This is a genomic window from Flaviaestuariibacter terrae (assembly GCF_054777635.1).
In genome coordinates, this window is sequence record NZ_BAAHAL010000006.1 from 141,933 (window position 1) to 161,701 (window position 19,769).

General features: G+C 59.0%; 17 protein-coding genes, 1 tRNA gene and 1 riboswitch. Of the genes, 9 read left to right on the forward strand and 9 right to left on the reverse strand.

The window, feature by feature from the left end; translation table 11 throughout:
- Positions 1–6: 6 nt before the first annotated feature.
- The gene (locus ACYU7Z_RS01340; RefSeq protein WP_460566855.1) at positions 7–1,038 is read right to left on the reverse strand and encodes a phenylalanine--tRNA ligase subunit alpha; all 1,032 of its coding nucleotides are present in this window, start codon (positions 1,036–1,038) and stop codon (positions 7–9) included.
- A 58-nt stretch (positions 1,039–1,096) separates the two neighbouring features.
- Positions 1,097–3,244: a TonB-dependent receptor plug domain-containing protein gene (locus ACYU7Z_RS01345; RefSeq protein WP_460566858.1), complete on the reverse strand. Its 2,148-nt coding sequence runs from the start codon at positions 3,242–3,244 to the stop codon at positions 1,097–1,099.
- A 63-nt stretch (positions 3,245–3,307) separates the two neighbouring features.
- Here ACYU7Z_RS01345 and ACYU7Z_RS01350 point away from each other — a divergent pair, with 63 nt between their 5' ends.
- Positions 3,308–4,441 carry an arginase family protein gene (locus tag ACYU7Z_RS01350; protein WP_460566860.1) on the forward strand — a complete coding sequence of 378 codons (1,134 nt, stop codon included), beginning with the start codon at positions 3,308–3,310 and terminating at the stop codon, positions 4,439–4,441.
- Between the two features lie 160 nt (positions 4,442–4,601).
- Here the strand turns inward: ACYU7Z_RS01350 and mscL are convergent, their stop codons facing one another.
- From mscL to ACYU7Z_RS01370, 4 genes are all read right to left on the reverse strand, one after another.
- Entirely contained in the window at positions 4,602–4,988 is a 387-nt protein-coding gene (gene mscL, locus ACYU7Z_RS01355) for a large conductance mechanosensitive channel protein MscL (protein ID WP_460566862.1), read from the reverse strand.
- A 144-nt stretch (positions 4,989–5,132) separates the two neighbouring features.
- Positions 5,133–7,166 (reverse strand): M13 family metallopeptidase, encoded by a 2,034-nt coding sequence (locus tag ACYU7Z_RS01360; RefSeq protein WP_460566864.1) that lies wholly within the window; start codon positions 7,164–7,166, stop codon positions 5,133–5,135.
- A gap of 218 nt (positions 7,167–7,384) precedes the next feature.
- Complete coding sequence (locus ACYU7Z_RS01365) at positions 7,385–8,902, reverse strand: trypsin-like peptidase domain-containing protein (protein ID WP_460566866.1); 1,518 nt, start codon at positions 8,900–8,902, stop codon at positions 7,385–7,387.
- 138 nt (positions 8,903–9,040) lie between these two features.
- Positions 9,041–10,039 (reverse strand): aldehyde dehydrogenase family protein, encoded by a 999-nt coding sequence (locus ACYU7Z_RS01370; protein WP_460566868.1) that lies wholly within the window; start codon positions 10,037–10,039, stop codon positions 9,041–9,043.
- Positions 10,040–10,093: 54 nt separating this feature from the next.
- On the opposite strand from ACYU7Z_RS01370, the gene ACYU7Z_RS01375 reads away from it, so the two are divergent.
- The 4 genes from ACYU7Z_RS01375 to ACYU7Z_RS01390 all read left to right on the forward strand — a co-directional run bounded on the left by ACYU7Z_RS01375 (position 10,094) and on the right by ACYU7Z_RS01390 (position 12,768).
- Positions 10,094–10,441, forward strand: coding sequence for a 4Fe-4S dicluster domain-containing protein (locus tag ACYU7Z_RS01375; RefSeq protein ID WP_460566870.1), 348 nt, complete (start codon positions 10,094–10,096; stop codon positions 10,439–10,441).
- 139 nt (positions 10,442–10,580) lie between these two features.
- Positions 10,581–11,564: a D-alanine--D-alanine ligase family protein gene (locus ACYU7Z_RS01380; RefSeq protein WP_460566872.1), complete on the forward strand. Its 984-nt coding sequence runs from the start codon at positions 10,581–10,583 to the stop codon at positions 11,562–11,564.
- A 38-nt stretch (positions 11,565–11,602) separates the two neighbouring features.
- Positions 11,603–12,442: a PASTA domain-containing protein gene (locus ACYU7Z_RS01385; RefSeq protein WP_460566874.1), complete on the forward strand. Its 840-nt coding sequence runs from the start codon at positions 11,603–11,605 to the stop codon at positions 12,440–12,442.
- 8 nt (positions 12,443–12,450) lie between these two features.
- Positions 12,451–12,768, forward strand: coding sequence for a rhodanese-like domain-containing protein (locus ACYU7Z_RS01390; protein WP_460566876.1), 318 nt, complete (start codon positions 12,451–12,453; stop codon positions 12,766–12,768).
- A 140-nt stretch (positions 12,769–12,908) separates the two neighbouring features.
- Here ACYU7Z_RS01390 and ACYU7Z_RS01395 read toward each other — a convergent pair whose 3' ends face one another.
- A complete protein-coding gene (locus ACYU7Z_RS01395; protein ID WP_460566878.1) occupies positions 12,909–15,146 on the reverse strand; it encodes a TonB-dependent receptor in 2,238 nt (745 codons plus the stop codon).
- A 55-nt stretch (positions 15,147–15,201) separates the two neighbouring features.
- Positions 15,202–15,308, reverse strand: a riboswitch (TPP riboswitch).
- An 84-nt stretch (positions 15,309–15,392) separates the two neighbouring features.
- Here ACYU7Z_RS01395 and ACYU7Z_RS01400 point away from each other — a divergent pair.
- Entirely contained in the window at positions 15,393–16,109 is a 717-nt protein-coding gene (locus tag ACYU7Z_RS01400) for a head GIN domain-containing protein (protein WP_460566880.1), read from the forward strand.
- A 162-nt stretch (positions 16,110–16,271) separates the two neighbouring features.
- Positions 16,272–16,343, forward strand: a tRNA-Met gene (locus ACYU7Z_RS01405).
- 301 nt (positions 16,344–16,644) lie between these two features.
- Here the strand turns inward: ACYU7Z_RS01405 and ACYU7Z_RS01410 are convergent.
- A complete protein-coding gene (locus ACYU7Z_RS01410; RefSeq protein ID WP_460566882.1) occupies positions 16,645–17,418 on the reverse strand; it encodes a ZIP family metal transporter in 774 nt (257 codons plus the stop codon).
- Between the two features lie 192 nt (positions 17,419–17,610).
- Between ACYU7Z_RS01410 and ACYU7Z_RS01415 the strand changes: the two genes are divergently transcribed.
- Together ACYU7Z_RS01415 and ACYU7Z_RS01420 are read left to right on the forward strand one after the other, a co-directional pair.
- Positions 17,611–18,762, forward strand: coding sequence for a zinc-dependent alcohol dehydrogenase (locus tag ACYU7Z_RS01415; RefSeq protein ID WP_460566884.1), 1,152 nt, complete (start codon positions 17,611–17,613; stop codon positions 18,760–18,762).
- A gap of 110 nt (positions 18,763–18,872) precedes the next feature.
- Positions 18,873–19,400: a hypothetical protein gene (locus tag ACYU7Z_RS01420; protein WP_460566886.1), complete on the forward strand. Its 528-nt coding sequence runs from the start codon at positions 18,873–18,875 to the stop codon at positions 19,398–19,400.
- 239 nt (positions 19,401–19,639) lie between these two features.
- Here ACYU7Z_RS01420 and ACYU7Z_RS01425 read toward each other — a convergent pair whose 3' ends face one another.
- On the reverse strand, positions 19,640–19,762 hold the full coding sequence (locus ACYU7Z_RS01425) for a hypothetical protein (protein ID WP_460566888.1): 123 nt from the start codon (positions 19,760–19,762) through the stop codon (positions 19,640–19,642).
- Positions 19,763–19,769 lie beyond the last annotated feature (7 nt).

A 19,769-nucleotide genomic window follows, 5' to 3' on the forward strand; every position in this document is an offset into this window, starting at 1 on the left:
ATTAACCTATACCGCCCCGGTAAATTGCCGGAGGAAGCGCACATCATTCTGTGAATAGAGACGAAGGTCGTTGACGTTGTAGCGGATCTGCGTGATGCGCTCCACGCCCATGCCGAAGGCATAGCCCGTGTATTTGTTGGAGTCGATGCCGCAGTTTTCGAGCACCTTCGGGTGCACCATGCCGCAGCCCATGATCTCCACCCAGCCCGTGTGCTTGCAAAGGCCGCAACCCGATCCGCCGCAGATGGTGCAGGTCACATCCATCTCGGCCGAAGGCTCGGTGAACGGGAAGTAGGAGGGACGGAAACGCACTTTGATATCCGGGCCAAACATCTCCTTCACAAAGAAATAAAGCGTCTGTTTCAGGTCGGCAAAGGAAACGTGCTCGTCGATATACAATCCTTCCACCTGGTGGAAGAAGCAGTGCGCACGCGCCGAGATGGTCTCGTTGCGGTACACGCGGCCCGGGCAGATAATGCGGATCGGGAGCTTGCCCTTTTCCATCTCGCGGATCTGCACGTTGGACGTGTGCGTCCGCAGCAGCCAGTCCGGGTTCTGGTGGATGTAGAACGTATCCTGCATATCACGCGCAGGATGGTTCTCGTGCAGGTTGAGCGCGGTAAAGTTGTGCCAGTCATCCTCGATCTCGGGGCCATCGGCCACGGCGAAGCCAAGACGCTGGAAGATGTTGATGATACGCTGGCGCACGAGGCTCAGGGGGTGGCGCGTACCGGCTTGCAGCGGGTCACCGGGCAGGCTCAGGTCCTGGCCGGAATCTTCCGTCGCAGCTCCGTTTTCCAGGCCTTCGCGGGCGCCTTCAAACCGGCTCTCGGCAAACAGCTTGAAGTCGTTGAGCAACTGCCCGAACTCCTTTTTCTGCTCCGCGGGCACATGGCGCATTTCGCCCATGAGGCCTTTCACAATGCCTTTGCTGCCGAGAAACCGGATGCGGAAAGCTTCCAGTGACTGGCTGTTTCCCAGGTCGGCACTTTCGATCTCTTGCTTATACTCGTTGATCTGTTGGAGGATAGCGTCCATGGCCGCGAAGATAAGCCCATCCCCGGGCCTTCCCAAAGAGTAGGAGGAAATGCCGGTTTTACCACCTGATACGAACCGACAGGTTGACCACCCGGCCGTCGATCGGCGCCCAGAGCTCGCGGAACAGCGGGCTCTGCGGCGTTCCGCCGGCCACGAGGGATTCCTCGCGGCTTTGGCGGTAGTCAAACAGGTTCTCGCAGTTCAGCACGAAAGATATTTTGCGCCAATCGTAGCGGATCATGGCCGCAGACAGGAAGTACGCGGGCGTACGGCTGCCGTCTTCGCGGTACTGCTGCCCGATATGCGATGCTTCGATACCCAGCCGGAAGTTGTCGGTGAACTCGTAGGCCAGGAGCGCGGCGAATTTGTCGCGCGCGATGAGCGGCTGCTGCGGTTGTCGCGGAAAGTAGCGGCGTACGGCATCCGTGAATGTATAACCCAGGTAAGCTTCCAGCTCGTCGATGCGCAGCTGCACGTAGGTTTCGGTGCCCTGCGTCCGCAAGGGCTCTTTTTCGGGCCAGTTGTGGAGGCGCAATCCACCGGGAACCGACTCCAGCTCCGCTACGCGGCTTACGGAGGTGATGAAGAAGGATTGGTTGATGGTCAGGTCCGCCTCATCGATCCGTTGGTGGAAGTTGACGTCGAAGTTGGCGCCGTGTGCCCGCTCTGCCGTGCTGCCCCCGTCGCGGAGCAGCGGGTAGTTGCGTTCGTCGAGGTCGTTGCTGAAGGCGGAGGGGACTCGGTAGCCATAGCCGCCGCCGAGGCGCGCTGTCCATACCGGGGAAATACGGTACAGCAGCGACAGGCGCGGCAGCGGAAAAGCCTGCACGGTGCTATTGTAATCAAAGCGGAACCCCGACTCGAGCGTCAGCTTCGGGTGCAGCCGCCAGTCGTTCTGTACAAAAACGCCGAAGGTCGTATAGCTTTCGCCCGGAAGCCTGAGCCCCGGCGCGCGAAAGGCCTGCCCCTGCACATTGATCCCGGATACAAGGTCGTGTTTGCTGTAGTGCCGGAACGAAGAAAGCTCGGTGTAATACGAGAACTGCCTCGCCGTAAAATCCTGCGTGAAGGTATTGGCGGCAATGCTCCGGTCGAGCCAGCTTCCGATCGCTTTCAGCGTGATGCGGCGGTCGCTGTTCGGGCGCGCTTCCCATTGCAGGTCGGCGCTGTGCCGTGTGATGCGGTTGCGGATGAAGAAAGCGTGCTGCGCATCGCCCCTGCCTTCGAGCTGGAGGATGTCGCCGCCACTGCGCACTTCGAAGTTGCCGTTGTAGCCGATCGACAGCGTTTGCGTGGCAGAAGGGTAGAAGTACAGCACCGGGTGCAGCACGATGCTTCGCGAGCGCGCCAGGTCGGTATAGCCGTCGCCATCGACGTCCCTTACCGTTTGCCGGTTGACGCCTGCGAAAAGGGTAAAGCCCTGGCGCCCGCGGCGCTGCGACAGGTAAAGGTTCACATTCGATTCGCCGAGCGAGCTTTGATTGAGCAGGATCGTTTTCTCCATCGCGCCTTCCACCGGCCGCCGCGTAACCACGTTGACCATGCCCGCGATGGCGCCGCCCCCGTAGAGTGTCGACGAAGAGCCTTTCACGATCTCGATCTGCTTCAGGTCGAGCGGGGGTAGCTGCAGCACGGAGAAGTTGCCCGCGAACGCGCCAAACAGCGGCATCCCGTCGCGGAGTAATTGCGTGTATTGACCGGGCAGGCCCTGGATCCGCATTTCTACGTTTCCCGAAACTGCCGACGCCTGCTGGATCTGAACGCCGGCTATATCGCCGATAAGCGAGGCAATGTTGCCCGGCTTGATCCCGGTTTCTTCGTCAACTTCCTCGCTGCCCAGTACCTCCACCCGCGTCGGCAGGTTTTCGATGCGGCTGTTGGTGCGGAAGGAAGTAACCACGACGGCCGCTTCTTCTTTTTCGGAGGGCAGCAGGAAGATCCGGACGGGGCCCGCCGTGCTGTCGGTAACGCGGTAGGTGAGCGATGCAAAGCCAACGGCGCTGAAGGTAATGGTAACGGGCCCGGGCACGCGGACCTCGAGATGGCCCGAATCATCGGCCGGCTTTGCCTGCAGTCCTTTGCCCTCGGCCGATGCATAGGGGATGACGCTGCTGTCGCGCCGGCTTCGTATGTCGAAGCGGATCGTGCGCTGGGCCTGGAGGAGCGTGCAAATCAGGACGGCGATTACTGTGCAGATACCTTTCATGTCGGTGCCGTTTGGCCGGTAAAACTAGCGACCCATTGCTTAAGTTTGCCGCAAATTCAAACGATGTCGGATTACCTCAGCCTAGTGGATTTCCTGGAACCGGTCAATACCGCCCTCCTGTCGGAGGATGCCGGCTACCGCGAGGGGCAGGTCGGTAAAGTGATCGCCTTGTACGAGGAGCAGTTTCCCGATCTCGATGCCGCACAGGTGGTGCTGGTGGGCTGCGGCGAGCAGCGCGGGAGCGGCCACCGCGGTCTCAGCATTGCGCCGGATGCCGTGCGGAAGGCTTTTTACGACCTGTACTACTGGCATACCGATGTGCAACTGGCCGATATCGGAAATGTAAAGGCGGGCAACAGCCAGGCCGACTCGCAGGCCGCGCTGAAGATCGTGATCAAGGAGCTTATGGGCATCGGCAAGCGCGTTGTGGTGCTGGGCGGCTCGCACGACCTGACGCTGGCGCAGTACTATGCCTTTGCCGACGATGCAAAGACCGTTGAGGCGGTTGGTGTCGACGCCATCGTCGATATCCATATCGACTCGCCGAAACGCGCCGACAACTTCCTGATGGAGCTGCTCACCGCCGAGCCCAACCACCTGAAGCACTATAACCACCTGGCCTTCCAGAGCTATTACGTCCATCCGCGGATGCTCGAAACGATGGACAAGCTCCGGTTCGATTGTTTCCGCGTCGGCACCGTGAAGGAGCACATCGAGGAGATGGAGCCGGTGATCCGTAATTGCCACTTTATGAGCTTCGATATGTCGGCTTTCGCCAGCGCATTTGCGCCCGCCAGCACGCTTTCGCCCAACGGCCTGAACGGCGAGGAAGCCTGCACGCTGATGCAATATGCCGGCATGAGCCCGCACCTGGAAAGCCTCGGCATCTACGGCTTTCTTCCCGAGCGCGACCGCGACGGCCTGACGGCGCAGCAGATCGCCCATATGCTTTGGTATTTCGTGGACGGCTGCAGCCGCGGGAACCGCGAGGTGTCGCTCAGCGAGCGCGATTCGTTCAACGAGTTTCATACCCTCTTCGCCGAAGTCGATACCGTATTTCTACAAAGCAAGCGTACCGGTCGCTGGTGGATGCAGCTTCCCGACGAGCAATTCATCGCCTGCTCCTACAAAGACTACCAGCAGGCCAGCAACAACGATATTCCCGAGCGCTGGCTCAGGGCGCAGGAACGACCCTAGGCGGAGCCAATGAATAATATTTAATAGCCATTGAATATTGAATAACGGGAAGGGCTTGCTGATTTCCTACAAATGAAAAATAAATAAGGGCATTCTCCTTTGTGGAGATGCCCCTTATTCAATACACATTATTCAATAGCTACTATTCAATGCGAAGCGCTTAGCGCTTCAGCGAATCCCGGATTTCCATCAGCAGTTTCTCCTGCAGCGAGTACTCCGGTGCATTCGGCTTGTCGACGGCAGGAACGTCCTTGCGGCGCTTCATGCGGTTGATGGCCTTGATCATCAGGAACAGGGAGAGTGCGATAAGGAGGAACTTCAGGACGGCGGCGATGAACTTGCCGTATTTCACGGCGCCCCAGGATAGCTTGTCTAGGTCGTTGAGGCCGGCGCGGTCGAGGATAGGCGTCATGATCAGCGGGGTGATGACGTCTTCCACCAACGACGAAATGATCGCCCCGAAGGCGGCGCCGATGATCACGGCTACAGCCAGCTCCACTACGTTGCCCTTGAGTGCGAATTCCTTGAACTCTTTTACAAAGCCCATATGTTTTGGTTTTAGTGTTCGCAAATGTTTGCTTCCTCTAAAATAATACAACTACCGCGGTTATGCGAACTTTTCCACCGGGCGCGGGAAAGTAAAAAGAAAAGGCCTCCGCGGGGGAGGCCTTTGTATTTCTACGGGGAAAGATTACCAGATCCGTGTCCGGGCTTCCGGGGCTCTGTACATCGGGTCAGAAGGCTGGATGTTGAAGGCTTCGTACCAGGCATCCATATTCACGATGGGACCGTTGGCGCGGTGCTCGCCGGGCGAATGCGGATCGGTGAGGATCAGCTGCGCGAGCGACTCGTCGGTGGAGTTGCTGCGCCATACCTGGGCCCAGCTGAGGAAGAAGCGCTGCTGCGGCGTGAAGCCGTCGATCTTCTTGCCTTCGCGGAACTGCTTCGTTTTGGTAAAGGCTTCGTAAGCGATGTTGAGGCCGCCAAGGTCGGCGAGGTTCTCACCAAGCGTCAGGCGTCCGTTCACATGCAGCGTGTCGAGCACGGTGAATCCGTTATACTGGTTCACCACCTCGTCGGCGCGCTTCTTGAACATGTCGGCATCGGCCTTCGTCCACCAGTCGCTCAGGTTGCCGCTGGCTGCGTACTGCCGGCCGGAGTCGTCGAAGCCGTGGGTCATCTCGTGGCCGATCACGGCACCAATGCCACCGTAGTTCACGGCATCGTCGGCGCCGAAGTCGAAGAAGGGAAACTGGAGAATGCCGGCGGGGAAGGCGATCTCGTTATTCACCGGGCTGTAATAGGCATTGATCGTCGGAGGCGTCATGCCCCACTCGGTGCGGTCAACGGGCTTGCCGTAGCGACCGACCATATCGTTGTAGCGCCACTGGGCCGAGCGGCGGATATTGCCGAGGAGATCGTTGCGGGCGATGGTAATCGAGCTGTAATCTTTCCACTTGTCGGGATACGCGATCTTCTTGGTGAAGGCATTGAGCTTCTCCAAGGCGCGCACTTTCGTTTCCTCGCTCATCCACGACAGGTTGCGGATACGTCCGGCGAATGTTTCCTGAAGGTTGTTCACGAGGTCGAGCATCCGCTGCTTGGCTTCGGGCTTGAAGTAGCGGGCCACGTACAGCTGGCCGAGCTGGTCGCCGAGCTGCTGGTCGATAAGACCGCTGACGAACTGCCAGCGCGGCGTCATTTCCTTCTGGCCTGTCAGTGCCGAGCGCATACGGAAGTCCTGCTGGCGGAAGTTCGAGCTGAGGTAGGCTGCCGTGTTGTTCAGTACGTTCCACTTCAGGTAGGTCTTCCAGTCGTCGAGCGAAATGCCGCTGAGCAGCACGTCTACGGCGCGGAGGAAGTTGGGGTTGCTTACGATCACGGAGTCGGGACCAGAGAGCTTCATCTTGTTCATCAGCATGCCCCAGTCAATGCCCTGCGTAAGTTGGGACATGTCTTTCAGCGCATACTTGTTGTAGGTCTTGTAGGGGTCACGCATTTCCACGCGCGCCATTTGGGCTTTGGCAAGCGCGGTTTCGATCCGCATCACGGCGTCGCCCTTCTGGTCGGCCTCACGCGCGCCATAGCCGATGAGGGTGAACATCGTCATCAGGTGCTGGCGGTAGTTCGAGCGGATGTTCAGGCTACGCGCGTCGTTTTTCAGGTAATAGTCGCGGTCGGGGAGGGTCAGGCCGCCCTGGCCGATCATCGGGATGTACTGGTCCACCTTCTTGCGGTCCTGCGAGATGCTGAAGCTGAAGAGCGCTCCGCCCATGCCCTGCGTACGTTCCCAGGCAAGCTCGTTGAGGAAGTCGGGGATGGAGGTAAGGGCATCGATACGCTGCAGGTCGGCTTTGATGGGCGTGTAGCCCAGCTGCTCGATCTGCACGGTGTCCATGCCGCTCAGGTAAAACTCGCCTACCTGCTGCAGCTTCGGATCGCTGCTTTGTTTGGCGGCGTCTTCCAGCAGCAGGCGCATGCGGCGGCTGCTTTCCTCGCGCAGCTCGTCGAAGGAGCCCCAGCGGGTCTTCGATGCGGGCACAGGGTTCTTTTTAAGCCAGGAGCCGTTGGCATAGCGGTAAAAGTTCTGGCCCGGCTTGACGCTCAGGTCCATGTTGGCGGGATCGATGTACTTGATCTTCTTGGGTTTCTTGTCTCCCGGCGGAGTAAAGGCAAGCAGGCCGGCAGCGGCCACCCCGAGGGTTAAAAAGGCCAGGCGTTTCATGTCATGTGCAATTTAGGGAGCCGAATTTACGGCCGCGCTTGCTTAGAAAAACCCCTAATTTCTGCGGCGCTGCCGCAGAAAGAACAGGAGAACAAGGAACAAGGAATCCTGAACAAGGAACCAGGGACGAGCAGCGGCTAAGGCTCAACAAAAAAAGGAAGCCCGTTTCCAGACTTCCCTTCGATATTCATTATTCCTTGTTCCTTGTTCTGCTGTTCCTACTGATCGAGCGTCATCGGGTACGTATACGAGCCGTCGTAGCCCGGGTAGATACCTTCAATGCGGATCCGCGGGTCGGAAAGGGTGGCGATCACCTGGCCGAGCTGCTCCACGCTGGCCACGTCCTGGCCGTTGACGCTGGTGATCACGAAGCCGGGCTGCATCCGCGTATTGCTGATGGGGCCGCCCTCGGTGATCTTCTGCACCACCACGCCGCCGGCGATGCCGTACTGGCGGGCCTTCGTTTTATCGAGCGTGGCGAGGTCGGCGCCAAGGCGGTTGCCGATATTCTGCGTTACCACATCGCCTTTCTTCTTGAGGGTTACCTCAGTGCTGTATTCCTTGCTGTTGCGGACATAGGTAACGGATACCTTGTCGCCGGGCCGGAAGGAGGCGATCTGCGCGCTCATCTGGATGCCGGTATTTACCGATGCTCCGTTGACCCGCGTGATGACATCACCCTTGCGGATGCCGGCTGCAAAGGCGCCGCCGTCGTTGGCCACACCCGATACGAGCACGCCGTCCTGGTTCACCTGCAGGCCCTGGGCCTTCATCTGCTCTTCGGTCATGTCATCGGTAGCGATATAGGTGATGCCGAGGTAGCCGCGCTGTACGTCGCCGTAGCGCACGATGTCGTCAACGATCTTCTTGACGATCTGCACCGGTATGGCAAAGGAGTAGCCGGCGTAGGTGCCCGTCGGGGCGAGGATCGCCGAGTTGATACCGATAAGCTCACCGTTGGTGTTCACAAGGGCGCCACCGCTGTTGCCCTGGTTGACCGCTGCGTCCGTCTGGATGAAGGATTCCACGGGCGTTTCACTCTGGCGGCGGTTGATATTGATGGAGCGGCCGGTGGCCGATACGATGCCGGCGGTCACAGTTGTTTCGAGGGTCAGGGGGTAGCCGATGGCAAGTACCCACTGGCCAAGCTGTACGTTGTTGGAGTTGCCGTAGACGAGGAAGGGAAACTTGCTGCCGTCGATCTTCAGCACGGCCAGGTCGGAGCTCGGGTCGCGGCCGATGAGGCGGGCCTTATAGGTCTTGCGGTTGTGCAGGGTCACCATGATCTCGTCGGCAACGCCGTCGGAGCCGTTGGAGATAACGTGGTTGTTGGTAACGATATAGCCGTCTTCCGAGATGATAACACCGGAGCCCGAGGCGCGCTGCTCAGGGATGACGTTGGGGCCGGAGCCAAAGAGGTCGTCGAACCAGTCGTCGAAGAACGACCCGCTCTGGCGGTTCTTCGGGATGTTGTTGGAAATGGTCTTCGCCGGGATCTTGGTCTTGATGTGCACCACCGCCGGCACTGCGGCATTGGCGGCTTTTGTAAGGTCGATGGGCTCGGCCGCTCCGCCGGGTCCGCCGTTGAAGAAGCCGGCGTAGTTGGCGGGAAGGCCTTTTTCCGAAGAGCCGATCGCATAGCGGTCCGGCGCGAAGAACTTCTGGTACGCGAAGATGCTGCCGAAGGTGGTCGCAGCACTAATCGCAACGATCATCAATACTTGCTTCCATTTCATAGTGTGCTATTGAATAGGGTTATGGGATACTGTCAAAATGTATGCCTCTGCACAACAAAATAACAGCGCGGTTCGATCTTTCGGATGCCTCCTGTTCAGTTTAACAAACATTTACTAAGACCTTCGTAGTTCTCCGGATTACAGCGAGCGCAGGAATTGCAGCGTGTCGACACCGTCGGCGAAGGTATCGAGTGCGGGGCATTGCGCGCCGCCGAAAGCCGTGTGACCTTCCCCCACGATACACTGGATGTCTTCCTGCGCCCGGAGCGCGTTTTCGGCCTCCTGGCGGTCTTTGTAGAAGCGGTAATGGACCTGGCTGATGGGGGCGAAGGGGCTTTCGTTTTCCAGCAGCAGCACGGTGCCGTTGGTCATGTAAAAATGGTTGTTGATGATATGTACGGCCAGGTTGTAATCGTAGTTGTTTCGGAACTTATTATGCTGCTCGAGGCCCTTGTATTTGTCGAGTGCCGTTAACAATGGTTTAAAGTCATATCCCTCCGGAACCCAGAGCTGGGTTACATTTCGGCAGCCCAACCCGAAATATTGGCAAATGTCGTCTGCCAGTTTTTCCAGGTCGCCCGCCGTTTCGTGGCCCGTCAGTATGGCCACCGAGGTACGGTTGCGGCGGATGATATGGGGATACCTGCCGAAGTAGTGCTCGAAATAGCGGGCGGTATTGTTGCTTCCGGTGGTGATGTAGGCGTCGCAGCCCGTCAGCCGCTCGCTGAGCACGAGGTAAGCGGCAGCGGCCGGTGCCCAGGAGATGGCCTTTTCAACGAGGTGGCTGAGCAGCACGCTGTCTTTCGAGGAAAGCTTGATCATCGCGCGGTGGCCGGCCAGGAAGGTGCAGAGCACATCGTGAAAGCCCACCAGCGGGATATTACCGGCCAGCACGAGGCCGACCTTCTTCGGATCTTCGGTAACCTCCGGGATCTTGTACCGCTCCGCGAGGGCGGTCAGTGCTTCGCGGCGAAGGAAGGCCGTGCGGATGTTGGCCGCCGACAGGTTGACAAACTCCTCGGTAAACCAGTTGTTTTCGCGGTAGGCCTTGCGCTTTGCCTCCTCCCATTCCGGATCGTTGCCGCCGAGATAGTCGCCAAGCCGCACCAGCAGGTCAATCCGTTCTTGCAAATTCATGAGCACCCTTTATTTTTGTCGCACAAAAGTAACGCTCAACCCCAAACCGACTTTATGGCCATCAAGATAACCGACGAATGTATTAACTGCGGCGCCTGCGAGCCCGAGTGTCCGAATAACGCGATCTATGAAGGTGGTGTCGACTGGTCGATCGCCGACGGCACCTCTGTGAAAGGCACCTACGTGCTCATCGATGGCAGCACCGTCGACGCAGGCCAGCGCAACGCGCCCATCGCCAACGACACTTATTATATCGTTCCCAGCAAATGCACCGAGTGCCAGGGCTTCCACGAGGAGCCGCAGTGCGCCGCGGTTTGCCCCGTCGACTGCTGCGTACCCGACGAGATGTACCAGGAAACGGTGGAAGGGCTGCTCGAGAAGAAAGAGCGCCTGCATCTCTGAGAATATCGAACAAGGAACAAGGAACTACGAATAACGAAGGGAAGTCAGAAATGGCTTCCCTTTTTATTAGAAAATTTTTACCTAATTTCTTAATTCCTTGTTCCTTGTTCCTTGTTCTGCGGTTCCATAGCTTTACGCCATGAAGAAGAAGATCGCGCTGATAACGGGCGGCTACTCGGGCGAAGCCGTTATTTCCTACAAATCGGCCCGCACCATCTATGAGCACCTCGACAAGGCCAAATACGATGTCTATACGATCGACATAAATCCGGCAGGCTGGTACTACGAGCACGAGGACGGGCAGAAGACGCTGGTGAACCGCGAGCATTTCACCCTTACGCTCGGCACCGAGCTCGTGCAGTTCGATGCCGTATTCGTAGGCCTTCATGGCACGCCCGGCGAAGACGGCAAGCTCCAGGGCTATTTCGATATGATCGGTCTTCCGTACACGTCCTGCAATGCGGCGACATCGGCGCTCACCTTCAACAAGCGCTATACGGTGGCGGTGGCCGCGATGGCGGGCATCAACGTTGCCCGGTCGGTACACCTGTTCAGGCATACACCCTACAATACCGGCGACATCCTCGACCGCCTCAAGCTTCCCGTTTTCGTGAAGCCCAATAACGGCGGGTCGAGCATCGGGATGAGCAAGGTGTCGGAAGGCGCCGATCTCGCCCCGGCCCTCGAAAAGGCGTTTGCCGAAGACGACCAGGTGCTGGTGGAGGAGATGATCAGCGGCCGCGAGTTTACCGTGGGTGTCTACCGGGCCGGCGGCGCCATCCATGTGCTGCCCATCACCGAGATCATCGCGCACAACGAGTTTTTCGATTTCGAGGCCAAATACGAAGGCAAGTCTTCGGAGGTAACGCCCGCCGACATCGATGCGGGCTGGAAGTCGGCACTGGAGTCTGCCGCGCAGCGGATCTACGAAGTGTTCAACTGCAGCGGCGTTGTGCGGATCGACTTTATCTACAACAACGAGGCGGGCCCCTTCATGCTCGAGATCAACACGGTGCCGGGCCAGAGCGAGGCCTCGGTGATCCCGCAGCAGGTGCGCGCCGCGGGACTGTCGCTGACCGAGTTTTACGGAAGCCTGCTGGAGCAGTGCCTCGCCCGCTCCTAAGCGATTCCTTATCTTGCACCCTCAAATCCGCCACGTACTTGAAAAATTTCATTCACCGCAATGTCACCGGCCGGCCCCTTTGGATCAACGTGTTGTGGGCACTTGCCCTGGTGCTGCTGCTGTTGCTGATTTTCATATTGTCGCTTAACAGCATCACGCGTCACGGTGTTGCGCGCAACGTGCCGGCGGTCACCGGCAAAACACTCGGCGAGGCGGAAAAGCTGCTCGACGCGGGTGGCTTCGACTACGTGATCCAGGATTCGGTGTACTACGATTCACTGGCTCCTTCCGCCGTGATCAAGCAGGTGCCCGAGGCAGATGCCGTTGTCAAGGTAAGCCGCACCGTGTACCTCACCGTCAACCGCGTGATTCCGCCGGATGTCGACATGCCCAACCTCCGTGGCTACAACCTCCGCAACGCCGAAATGCTGCTCCGCAACCTCGGGCTCAAGCTGGGAGATACCACATCGCGGCCCGACTTCGCCAAGGGCACCGTGCTCGACCAGACGGTGAACGGAAGCCCGATCGCCCCCGGCAGCAAGATTCGCGTTGGAAGCCGCATCGACCTCGTTGTCGGCAGCGGTGTGGGCCAGGAAGCGCGCGAAGTGCCGCAGTTCGTGGGTATGACCTACGAGCAGGCGCGGGCGCTTATCGAGAGCGAGGGCTACATCCTCGGTTCTGTAGTGGCCCCGGGCGTCCGCGATTCGCTGGCCGCCTTCGTGGTGCGCCAAAGCCCCGAGGTACACGACAGCAGGGGCCGCAGCTTCCGCATCCGCCCCGGGCAGATGGTGGATCTCTGGCTCGACGTCAACCCGCCGGCAAGAACCGATACAACACAGGCCGTGGCGCCGCCGCCGGCCCAACAACAACCGCAATAAAACGCTCCATGAATAACATCAGCATCGACGAACTCAACGCCAAGATGGAACGCGGCGAAAAATTTATCCTGATCGACGTGCGCGAGCCGCACGAATACGCCGAGTGCCGCATCGCCGGCAGCCGCCTCTACCCGCTGGGAAAGATCCAGACCATGCAGGTAGACGAGCTCGAAGACTTCAAGGAAGACGAAGTGATCCTGCAGTGCCGCAGCGGCCACCGCTCGATGATGGCGGCCATGGTCCTCGACCAGCTCGGTTTCAAGAACACCAACAACCTCGTCGGCGGCATCCTTGCCTGGCAGGAGAAGTACCCGGTGGATAAGTAAGACCGAATATCGAATATCGATCAGATAATATCGGATAGCGAACTGAGCCCTCCCCACACAAGGAGGGCTCCCCGTTTCCGGAAAGCCCCCTCGATATCTGATATTCGATATTCGTTATTCGATATTCGTTACCCGATATTCTACAGCCGCACATTCACCCCCGTCAGCACGTTGGTTCCCGCCATCGGGTAGTAGAAGTTTTCGCGGATCAGCGAGTTGTCGTACTTGTAGGAATACGTATATCCGTTCGACTCGTACTTGCGGTTCCAGACGTTGTTGACGCGGACGAAGAATTCGATACCGCGAAGGCCTTTGCGGACCGGCGTCGTGTAGCGGAGCTCGGCATCCTGCACGAAATAGCCGCGGATCTGCTTCGAGGCGCTCGTTGTATTATCCAGGTATTGCTTGCTGACGCCTTTGCTTACGAGCGAGAAGTCGAGGCCTTTTGCCGCGGTGACCACGATCGTGGCGGCGCTGGTGAGCCAGGGCGAAAAGGCAATCTGCGTGTTGACAAAACGCAGCGTGTCGTAGCCGGTAAAGTCGAAGTTGACGTCGTAGCGCGGCACGTAGTCGTTAAAAGCTTTCAGGATGTTGCGGCTCACCGTAACGTTGCCCTGCAGCGCCAGCCACTTGTTGACACGCCCGCCGCCCCAGGCCTCCAGGCCAAGACGGTAGCTGTCCGGAACGTTCACGCGGATCGCGTCGCCGACGTCGTTAAGCTTGCCGGTGAGCACGAGCTGGTCTTTGTAGCGCATGTAGTAGCCGTTCATTCCATACTGCGCACGCCCGCCGCGGTGCTCGATGCCGGCTTCAATGTCGTGCAGCTTTTCCGGGCGCGGGTCGGCGATGCCGGCGCCGGTTTCGAAGTCGGTCCGGTTCGGCTCTTTCTGCCCCACTGCGTACGACGCATAGGCACTGAAGCCACGGCCTTCATAACGCAGGCCTGCCTTTGGGTTAAAAAAGTTCCAGCGGCGGTTCACGAGCAGCCCGGGAAACTTCCGCGTTCCGGTTACCGTGTGCTGTACGCTGCGGTATTGCAGGTCGACCATCGCGTACAGGTTCTTCGCGATCGTATAGCCGGCCTTTCCATAGATGTTGCCATCGTCTTTGCGGGCCGGGAAGTGGTACCACTGGTAGTCTTTGTCGATACCCTGCGCCGCCCAGATAACGTTGCCGTAGTGCTGGCCGTCAAACCGGGTCCAGGCGCCGCCGAAGGTGAGTTCCAGGTCGCGGCGCTTCCATTCGGCCGAGAAGGTGGCGCCGTACAGGTCGTTTTTCAGCCACAGCTGGCGCACAAGATCGGTACGCGTGAGGGTTGCGCCGCCGGCACTGTAGTCGGGCAGGCCGTAGCTGCTGTACTTCTGGCCGTATTTATACTCCTCGTAATAGCCTTCGCCATGCGTGAAGAAGAAGGCCGCGCCGAGGGCGATGCCGCTCTTGAGACGGTGGTTGAGGAACAGCTGGTAATGGTCCTGGCGGAAATTGTCGGTCTGGTTCGGGTAAAGGTAACCGTTATAGCGGCGCGGGTTGGAGCCAAACAGGTTGGCCGAATCGGCGGGCGTGAAATAGAGCGAGCCGATGTTGTTGTAATAATGGGCGAGCAGGCTGTCCTGGTTGAAGAACAGCTTGTATTCGGGGATGCCGTTCCAGGCCTGGTAGGTCTTTTCCTTTCCCGAAAACACGTTGACGCGGATGCTGCTGCGTGCACCGAGCCAGGCGGCGGAGAGAAAGTACGACTGCAGGTTGCTGCTGCCGCGATCGATGAACCCGTCGCTGGAGATCCGCGACAGGCGGGCGTCTACGGTGAAGTGGTCGTTGAGCAGGCCGGTGCCCACCTTCACGGTGTTGCGCCAGCTGTTGAACGAGCCGTAGCTGTTGAACAGCTCCGCGTACGCCGTCTTGCGCACTTCGTTGGTGCTCAGGTTAAGCGTTGCCCCGAAGGCGCCGGCGCCGTTGGACGAAGTGCCCACGCCGCGCTGCACCTGAATCGAGCCGAGCGAGGATGCAAAGTCGGGGAGGTCGACGAAGTAAACACCCTGCGACTCGGGGTCGTTGTAGGGGATGCCGTTGAGCGTGACGTTGATCCGCGTGAGGTCGGTGCCGCGGATCCGGAGCCCGGTGTAGCCAATACCGGTACCTGCGTCGGAGCTAACCACGGTAGATGGTGTCTGGTTGAGGAGGAAGGGAAGATCCTGTCCCATGTTTTGCCGCTCGATGGCTGCGCGGCTCAGATCGGTCCTGGTAAACGGTGCCTTTTCCGAAGCGCGCGTGCTCCGTACTTCGACGGGAACGAGCTCGAGGGTGTCGGCGATTTTGGTTTGTGCACCGGCGCCAGATGCGGCGGCGAGGAGGAGAAGCGAGAATGCAGTCCTTTTCATTGTAAAAGTGGTTTTAAATGAAAGGGAAATGCGGGTGCGAAAAGGAGGAGGGAACAAAAAAGTGTTCAGCCTTCCCTGCGCAGGCATTACCCTGATCAGGTTCGACGGGTATAATCTCAGCTTAAACCGTGTTGAGCGGTCGCAGCACCCCGAGGATGTCGGCGCAAAGGTACAGGACCGGTTTGATGGCGCTGTAACATTTTTCCTCCCTTGGGCGTACTACAGGAAACAGATAACCTCCCCGATATGAAAAAGATACTGGCAATCATCCTCCTCGCCCTGGCCACCGGGGCCTCCGCGCAAAAAACCATCCACGACGACATGGCGCAGGTGCGCAGCGTTCCGGCCTTCCACGGCATCCGTGTACAGGCGGGCATCGACCTGTACCTCAGCGAAGGCACCGAGGCGGTTGCCGTCAGCGCACGGACGATCGAGTTTCGCGACCGGATCCGCACCAGCGTCGAGAACGGGATCCTCCGCATCTGGTTTGAATCGAACGATGGCAAGGGCATGGTCTGGGGCAACAGCCGGAACCTCAAGGCCTATGTTTCGGCAACGGTTATCGACCTGCTGAGCGCTTCGGGCGGCTCCGACGTGTATGTGGAAGGCACACTCCACAGCCCCAGCCTCAAGCTCGACCTGTCGGGTGGTGCCGACTTCAAAGGGTCGGTAGCGGTAGCCGGCGCCCTCACGGTCCAGATCTCCGGCGGCTCCGATGCCGATATCAGCGGCACGGGTGGTTCGCTGACGGTCAGCGCTTCCGGCGGCTCCGATTTCAAGGGCAAGGACCTGGCCGTCGACACCTGCACGGCCGACGCTTCGGGCGGCTCCGACGTCGACGTGACGGTAAACCGCGAGATCCGGGCTTCCGCTTCGGGCGGCTCCGACATCTACTACCGCGGCTCCGCCAACCTGGTGGAAAGCCATAAGTCGGGCGGCTCCGATGTACGCAAGCGGGGGTAGCGAAAGTTTGTAGTTTGGGGTTTGTGGTTTGGCGTTGTTCCGGCGACAGCTTTTTACGTACCAGACCGGGCTGAAAAGCGTTTTGAAAAGTTTGTTCGGATCCTTCTAAAAAAAAGAAGGATCTTTTTTTGGCTGCTATGAAATGGGCTCCTATATTTGCAACGCGAAGTAGAGCAGCGGTAGCTCGTCGGGCTCATAACCCGAAGGTCACAGGTTCGATCCCTGTCTTCGCAACTAACGAAAGGCCTCCACACGGAGGCTTTTTTTTGTGCACTCTTTTAAGCTTATCTCCGGGCTGGCGGACAGAGGTTCGATTCCGTGTCTCGCATTCAGGAAAAGCCGTTCAACAGAGTCTTTCTGATAGCATGCACTCAGTTTACGTTCTATGCCCGCCGCGCTTCATAAGGTTAAATGGTATGAACTCCGAACTGGAAGGGCGGCTTTCCTTATATAATGAGCTGGCTGCTGCAAAGACGCAGCACTCCGAACTGCTGGTCGAACAATAATGCGGCAGGGGGCACTTCACGTCGCTTATTTAGCTATCCATTTTACTCAGGAAGAATGCCGCCAGGAACCCGAGGACAGTGACGATGCCGATAAAGTCGTGCGCTTCCTCGTAGGCTTCGGGGATCATCGTGCTGCTCAGCATCGCAAGGATGGCGCCCGCGGCCATGGCAACGAGGGCTGCTGTCCACGAAGGAGACAGCTGGCTGAAGAAGGAGTAGCCCGCCAGCGCGGCGAGTCCCGAAAGGACCGTAATGACGGCCCAGATACTGAAAATGTACCGCGCGCTCCGCCCTGCTTTTTTCATGCCGGTGGAGCTCGAAAGCGATTCGGGAATATTACTCAGGAAAATGGCAATGACGGCCGCCATACTCACCGATCCTCCGTGGATCATGGTCAGGCCGATGGCGACCGACTCCGGGATCCCGTCAATCAGCGCGCCGATGGCGATCGCGGTGCCGCTGCCCGGGTGCTGCTCCTCGCTGGGCTGCAGCTTGCCCGAGCGCTTCCGGTGCCGCGCGCCGTGTCGGTTCAGCGCCCAGTTGGCGCCGGAATACAGGAGCGCCCCGCCCAGGAAGCCCGCTGCAGCCGCTACAAAGCCACCGTTGCGGTAGGCTTCATCCATCAGCTCGAAAGCGAGCGCCGAGATCAGCACCCCACTGCCAAATGCCATGATGAGCCCAACAGTGCGAACCGGCACATGACGGAAGTAGCCGATCCCGGCACCGAGGAGAAGGGCCGAGCCGGAGAGCAGGCCCCAAAGCGTTGCGGAAAGCCAGGGTGGAAAGAATAGGAGTGGAGACATCGCTTATTGTAGAACTACGGTCATTCAATTTCGGTGCCGCGTAACCGGGGGCGCTTGCTGAAAGCCGCTCCGGATGGGCTTTGGTCGCGGTTGGATCCTTTGAATTCCGGCGTCAACCGGCATGGTTTTTAAGCGAAAAGGGAAGCCGCCGCCCCGCAAAAAGGAATTGTTTCATCCAAACAAAATTTGCCCATGCTAGCAATGAATTTTCGCGGCCCCTTCCGTGTTCGCGCTGATCGTAACAAGCCCATGCCGGAGATCCTGCACCCGCAGGATGCTATCGTTCGCGTCACCCGGTCCTGTATCTGCGGCTCCGACCTGCACCTCTACCACGGGCTCGTTCCCGACACCCGCGTTGGCATGACCTTCGGGCATGAATTTACCGGTGTTGTGGAAGAAGTAGGTCCCGAGGTCACCAACATCAAGGTCGGCGACCGCGTCCTGGTTCCCTTCAACATCGCCTGCGGGTCCTGCCCGTTCTGCAAGCAGGAGCTTTTTGGAAACTGCCATGAGTCGAACACCCAGGCCACGGCAGTGGGCGGCATTTTCGGCTATTCCCACACCGCCGGCGGCTACGACGGCGGGCAGGCGGAGTATGTGCGCGTACCCTACGCCAACGTGGGCCCCACGATCATTCCCGAGGGCATGGACCTCGACGACGCCGTGCTGCTCACCGACGTGGTGCCCACGGGCTACCAGGCCGCCGAAATGGCCGGTATCAAGCCCGGCGACACGGTGGTGGTTTTCGGCGCGGGTCCCATCGGGATCCTTGCTGCGAAGTGCTCCTGGCTCTTCGGCGCCGGCCGCGTGATCGTTATCGACCACCTCGAGTACCGCCTCGACTTCGTACGGCGCTACGCGCAATGCGAGGCCTATAATTTCGAATCCATCGGCGATCCGGTGCTCTTCCTGAAAAAGACAACCGATTACTTCGGTGCCGACGTTTGTATCGATGCCGTGGGTTGCGAGGCGGCAGGCAGCTTGCTGCAAACAATCACCGGGCGCAAGGGCCTGCTCCAGGCGGGCTCGGCGACAGCGCTGCAGTGGGCGATCAACTCGGTGAAGAAGGGCGGTATCATTTCCATCGTTGGCGTTTATGGCCCCACGTTCAACATGGTGCCCATCGGCAACGTGGTCAACAAAGGCCTCACGATCCGCGCCAACCAGGCCTCGGTGAAGCGCCTGCTGCCGCGCCTCATTGAGCACGTGATGGCCGGCCGCCTCAACCCGAAGGAGATCATCACGCACCGCGTGCCGCTCGAGGAGGTGGCCGATGCCTACCATATCTTCTCGGCCAAGCGCGACGGCTGCATAAAGCCGATCCTCATTCCCTCCGCCGCCTAGGGATCGGTAATGAGTAATGAGTAATGAGTAATGAGTAATGAGAAATCAATAATGAGTAAGAGTAGACATCCAAACTCCAAACTCCAAACCCCAAACTCCAAACTTTGACCATGGAACACGTACATAAACCAGCAGACGACATCGAAAGCCTGCGCGGGAAATACAAGCATATCAACGGCTGGGGCATCGATGCCGACCCGACCAACGAGCCCACGCACCCGATGAAGCATTATACGGGCGACGACCGCGAGCGGAGTCATTACGACCGGCCTACCTTGCAGCCGCTATCCGTAGAAGTACTGAAGTCGAACGAGCGGCCCGCCGTGTCGGCGGTGTTCGGCACCTCGACGCCTCCCTCGGGTCTCAGCGGTGCCATCCGCCGCTATGCCTTCAAATACAGCGAAGGATCGTTCGGCCACTGGCTGCCGCTGATCCTGGCCGACCGCGTCAACGTGATCGAGGGCTACCTCGACGACTTCAGCAAGGGACATATCCCGAATATCTTCGCCGAGCACGGCTGGAAGGCCGAGTGGAAACATGCGCCCTGGCACCTTGTGCGGAAGGTGGCCAGCACGGTAGCCGTCGCGGCCACTGTGGTCTGGCTGCTTTCAGACAAGAAAAAGAAAAGCCTCGTGTAAACAGAAGAAGACCAATAGCAATGGCGCCGGATGGCGCCATTGCTATGTTCGAAAAAACCGGCTCAGGCAAGCATCCCGGCGATAAGGTTGGGCAGCCCGATGGCCACTGCTACCCCGAAGGCCAGGTCGAGCCAGAAGAACGATCCTATGGCCCCAAGATAGATAAGCCCGATGATGGGATAGCCCGCAACCTAGCTCGGCGCGCTCATTGCGATGCCCGCGGCCCTTCCCATATTTACCTATGACCATGGAACGCCGATCGAATACGGGGACGCGGAAAAGACGGCAAAAGAGCGCGCCAGCTCGTGCACGATAACGCCGGGGAAGCTGAGGATGGTAATGAGGATGCCGGGAATAAACATGAGAAGC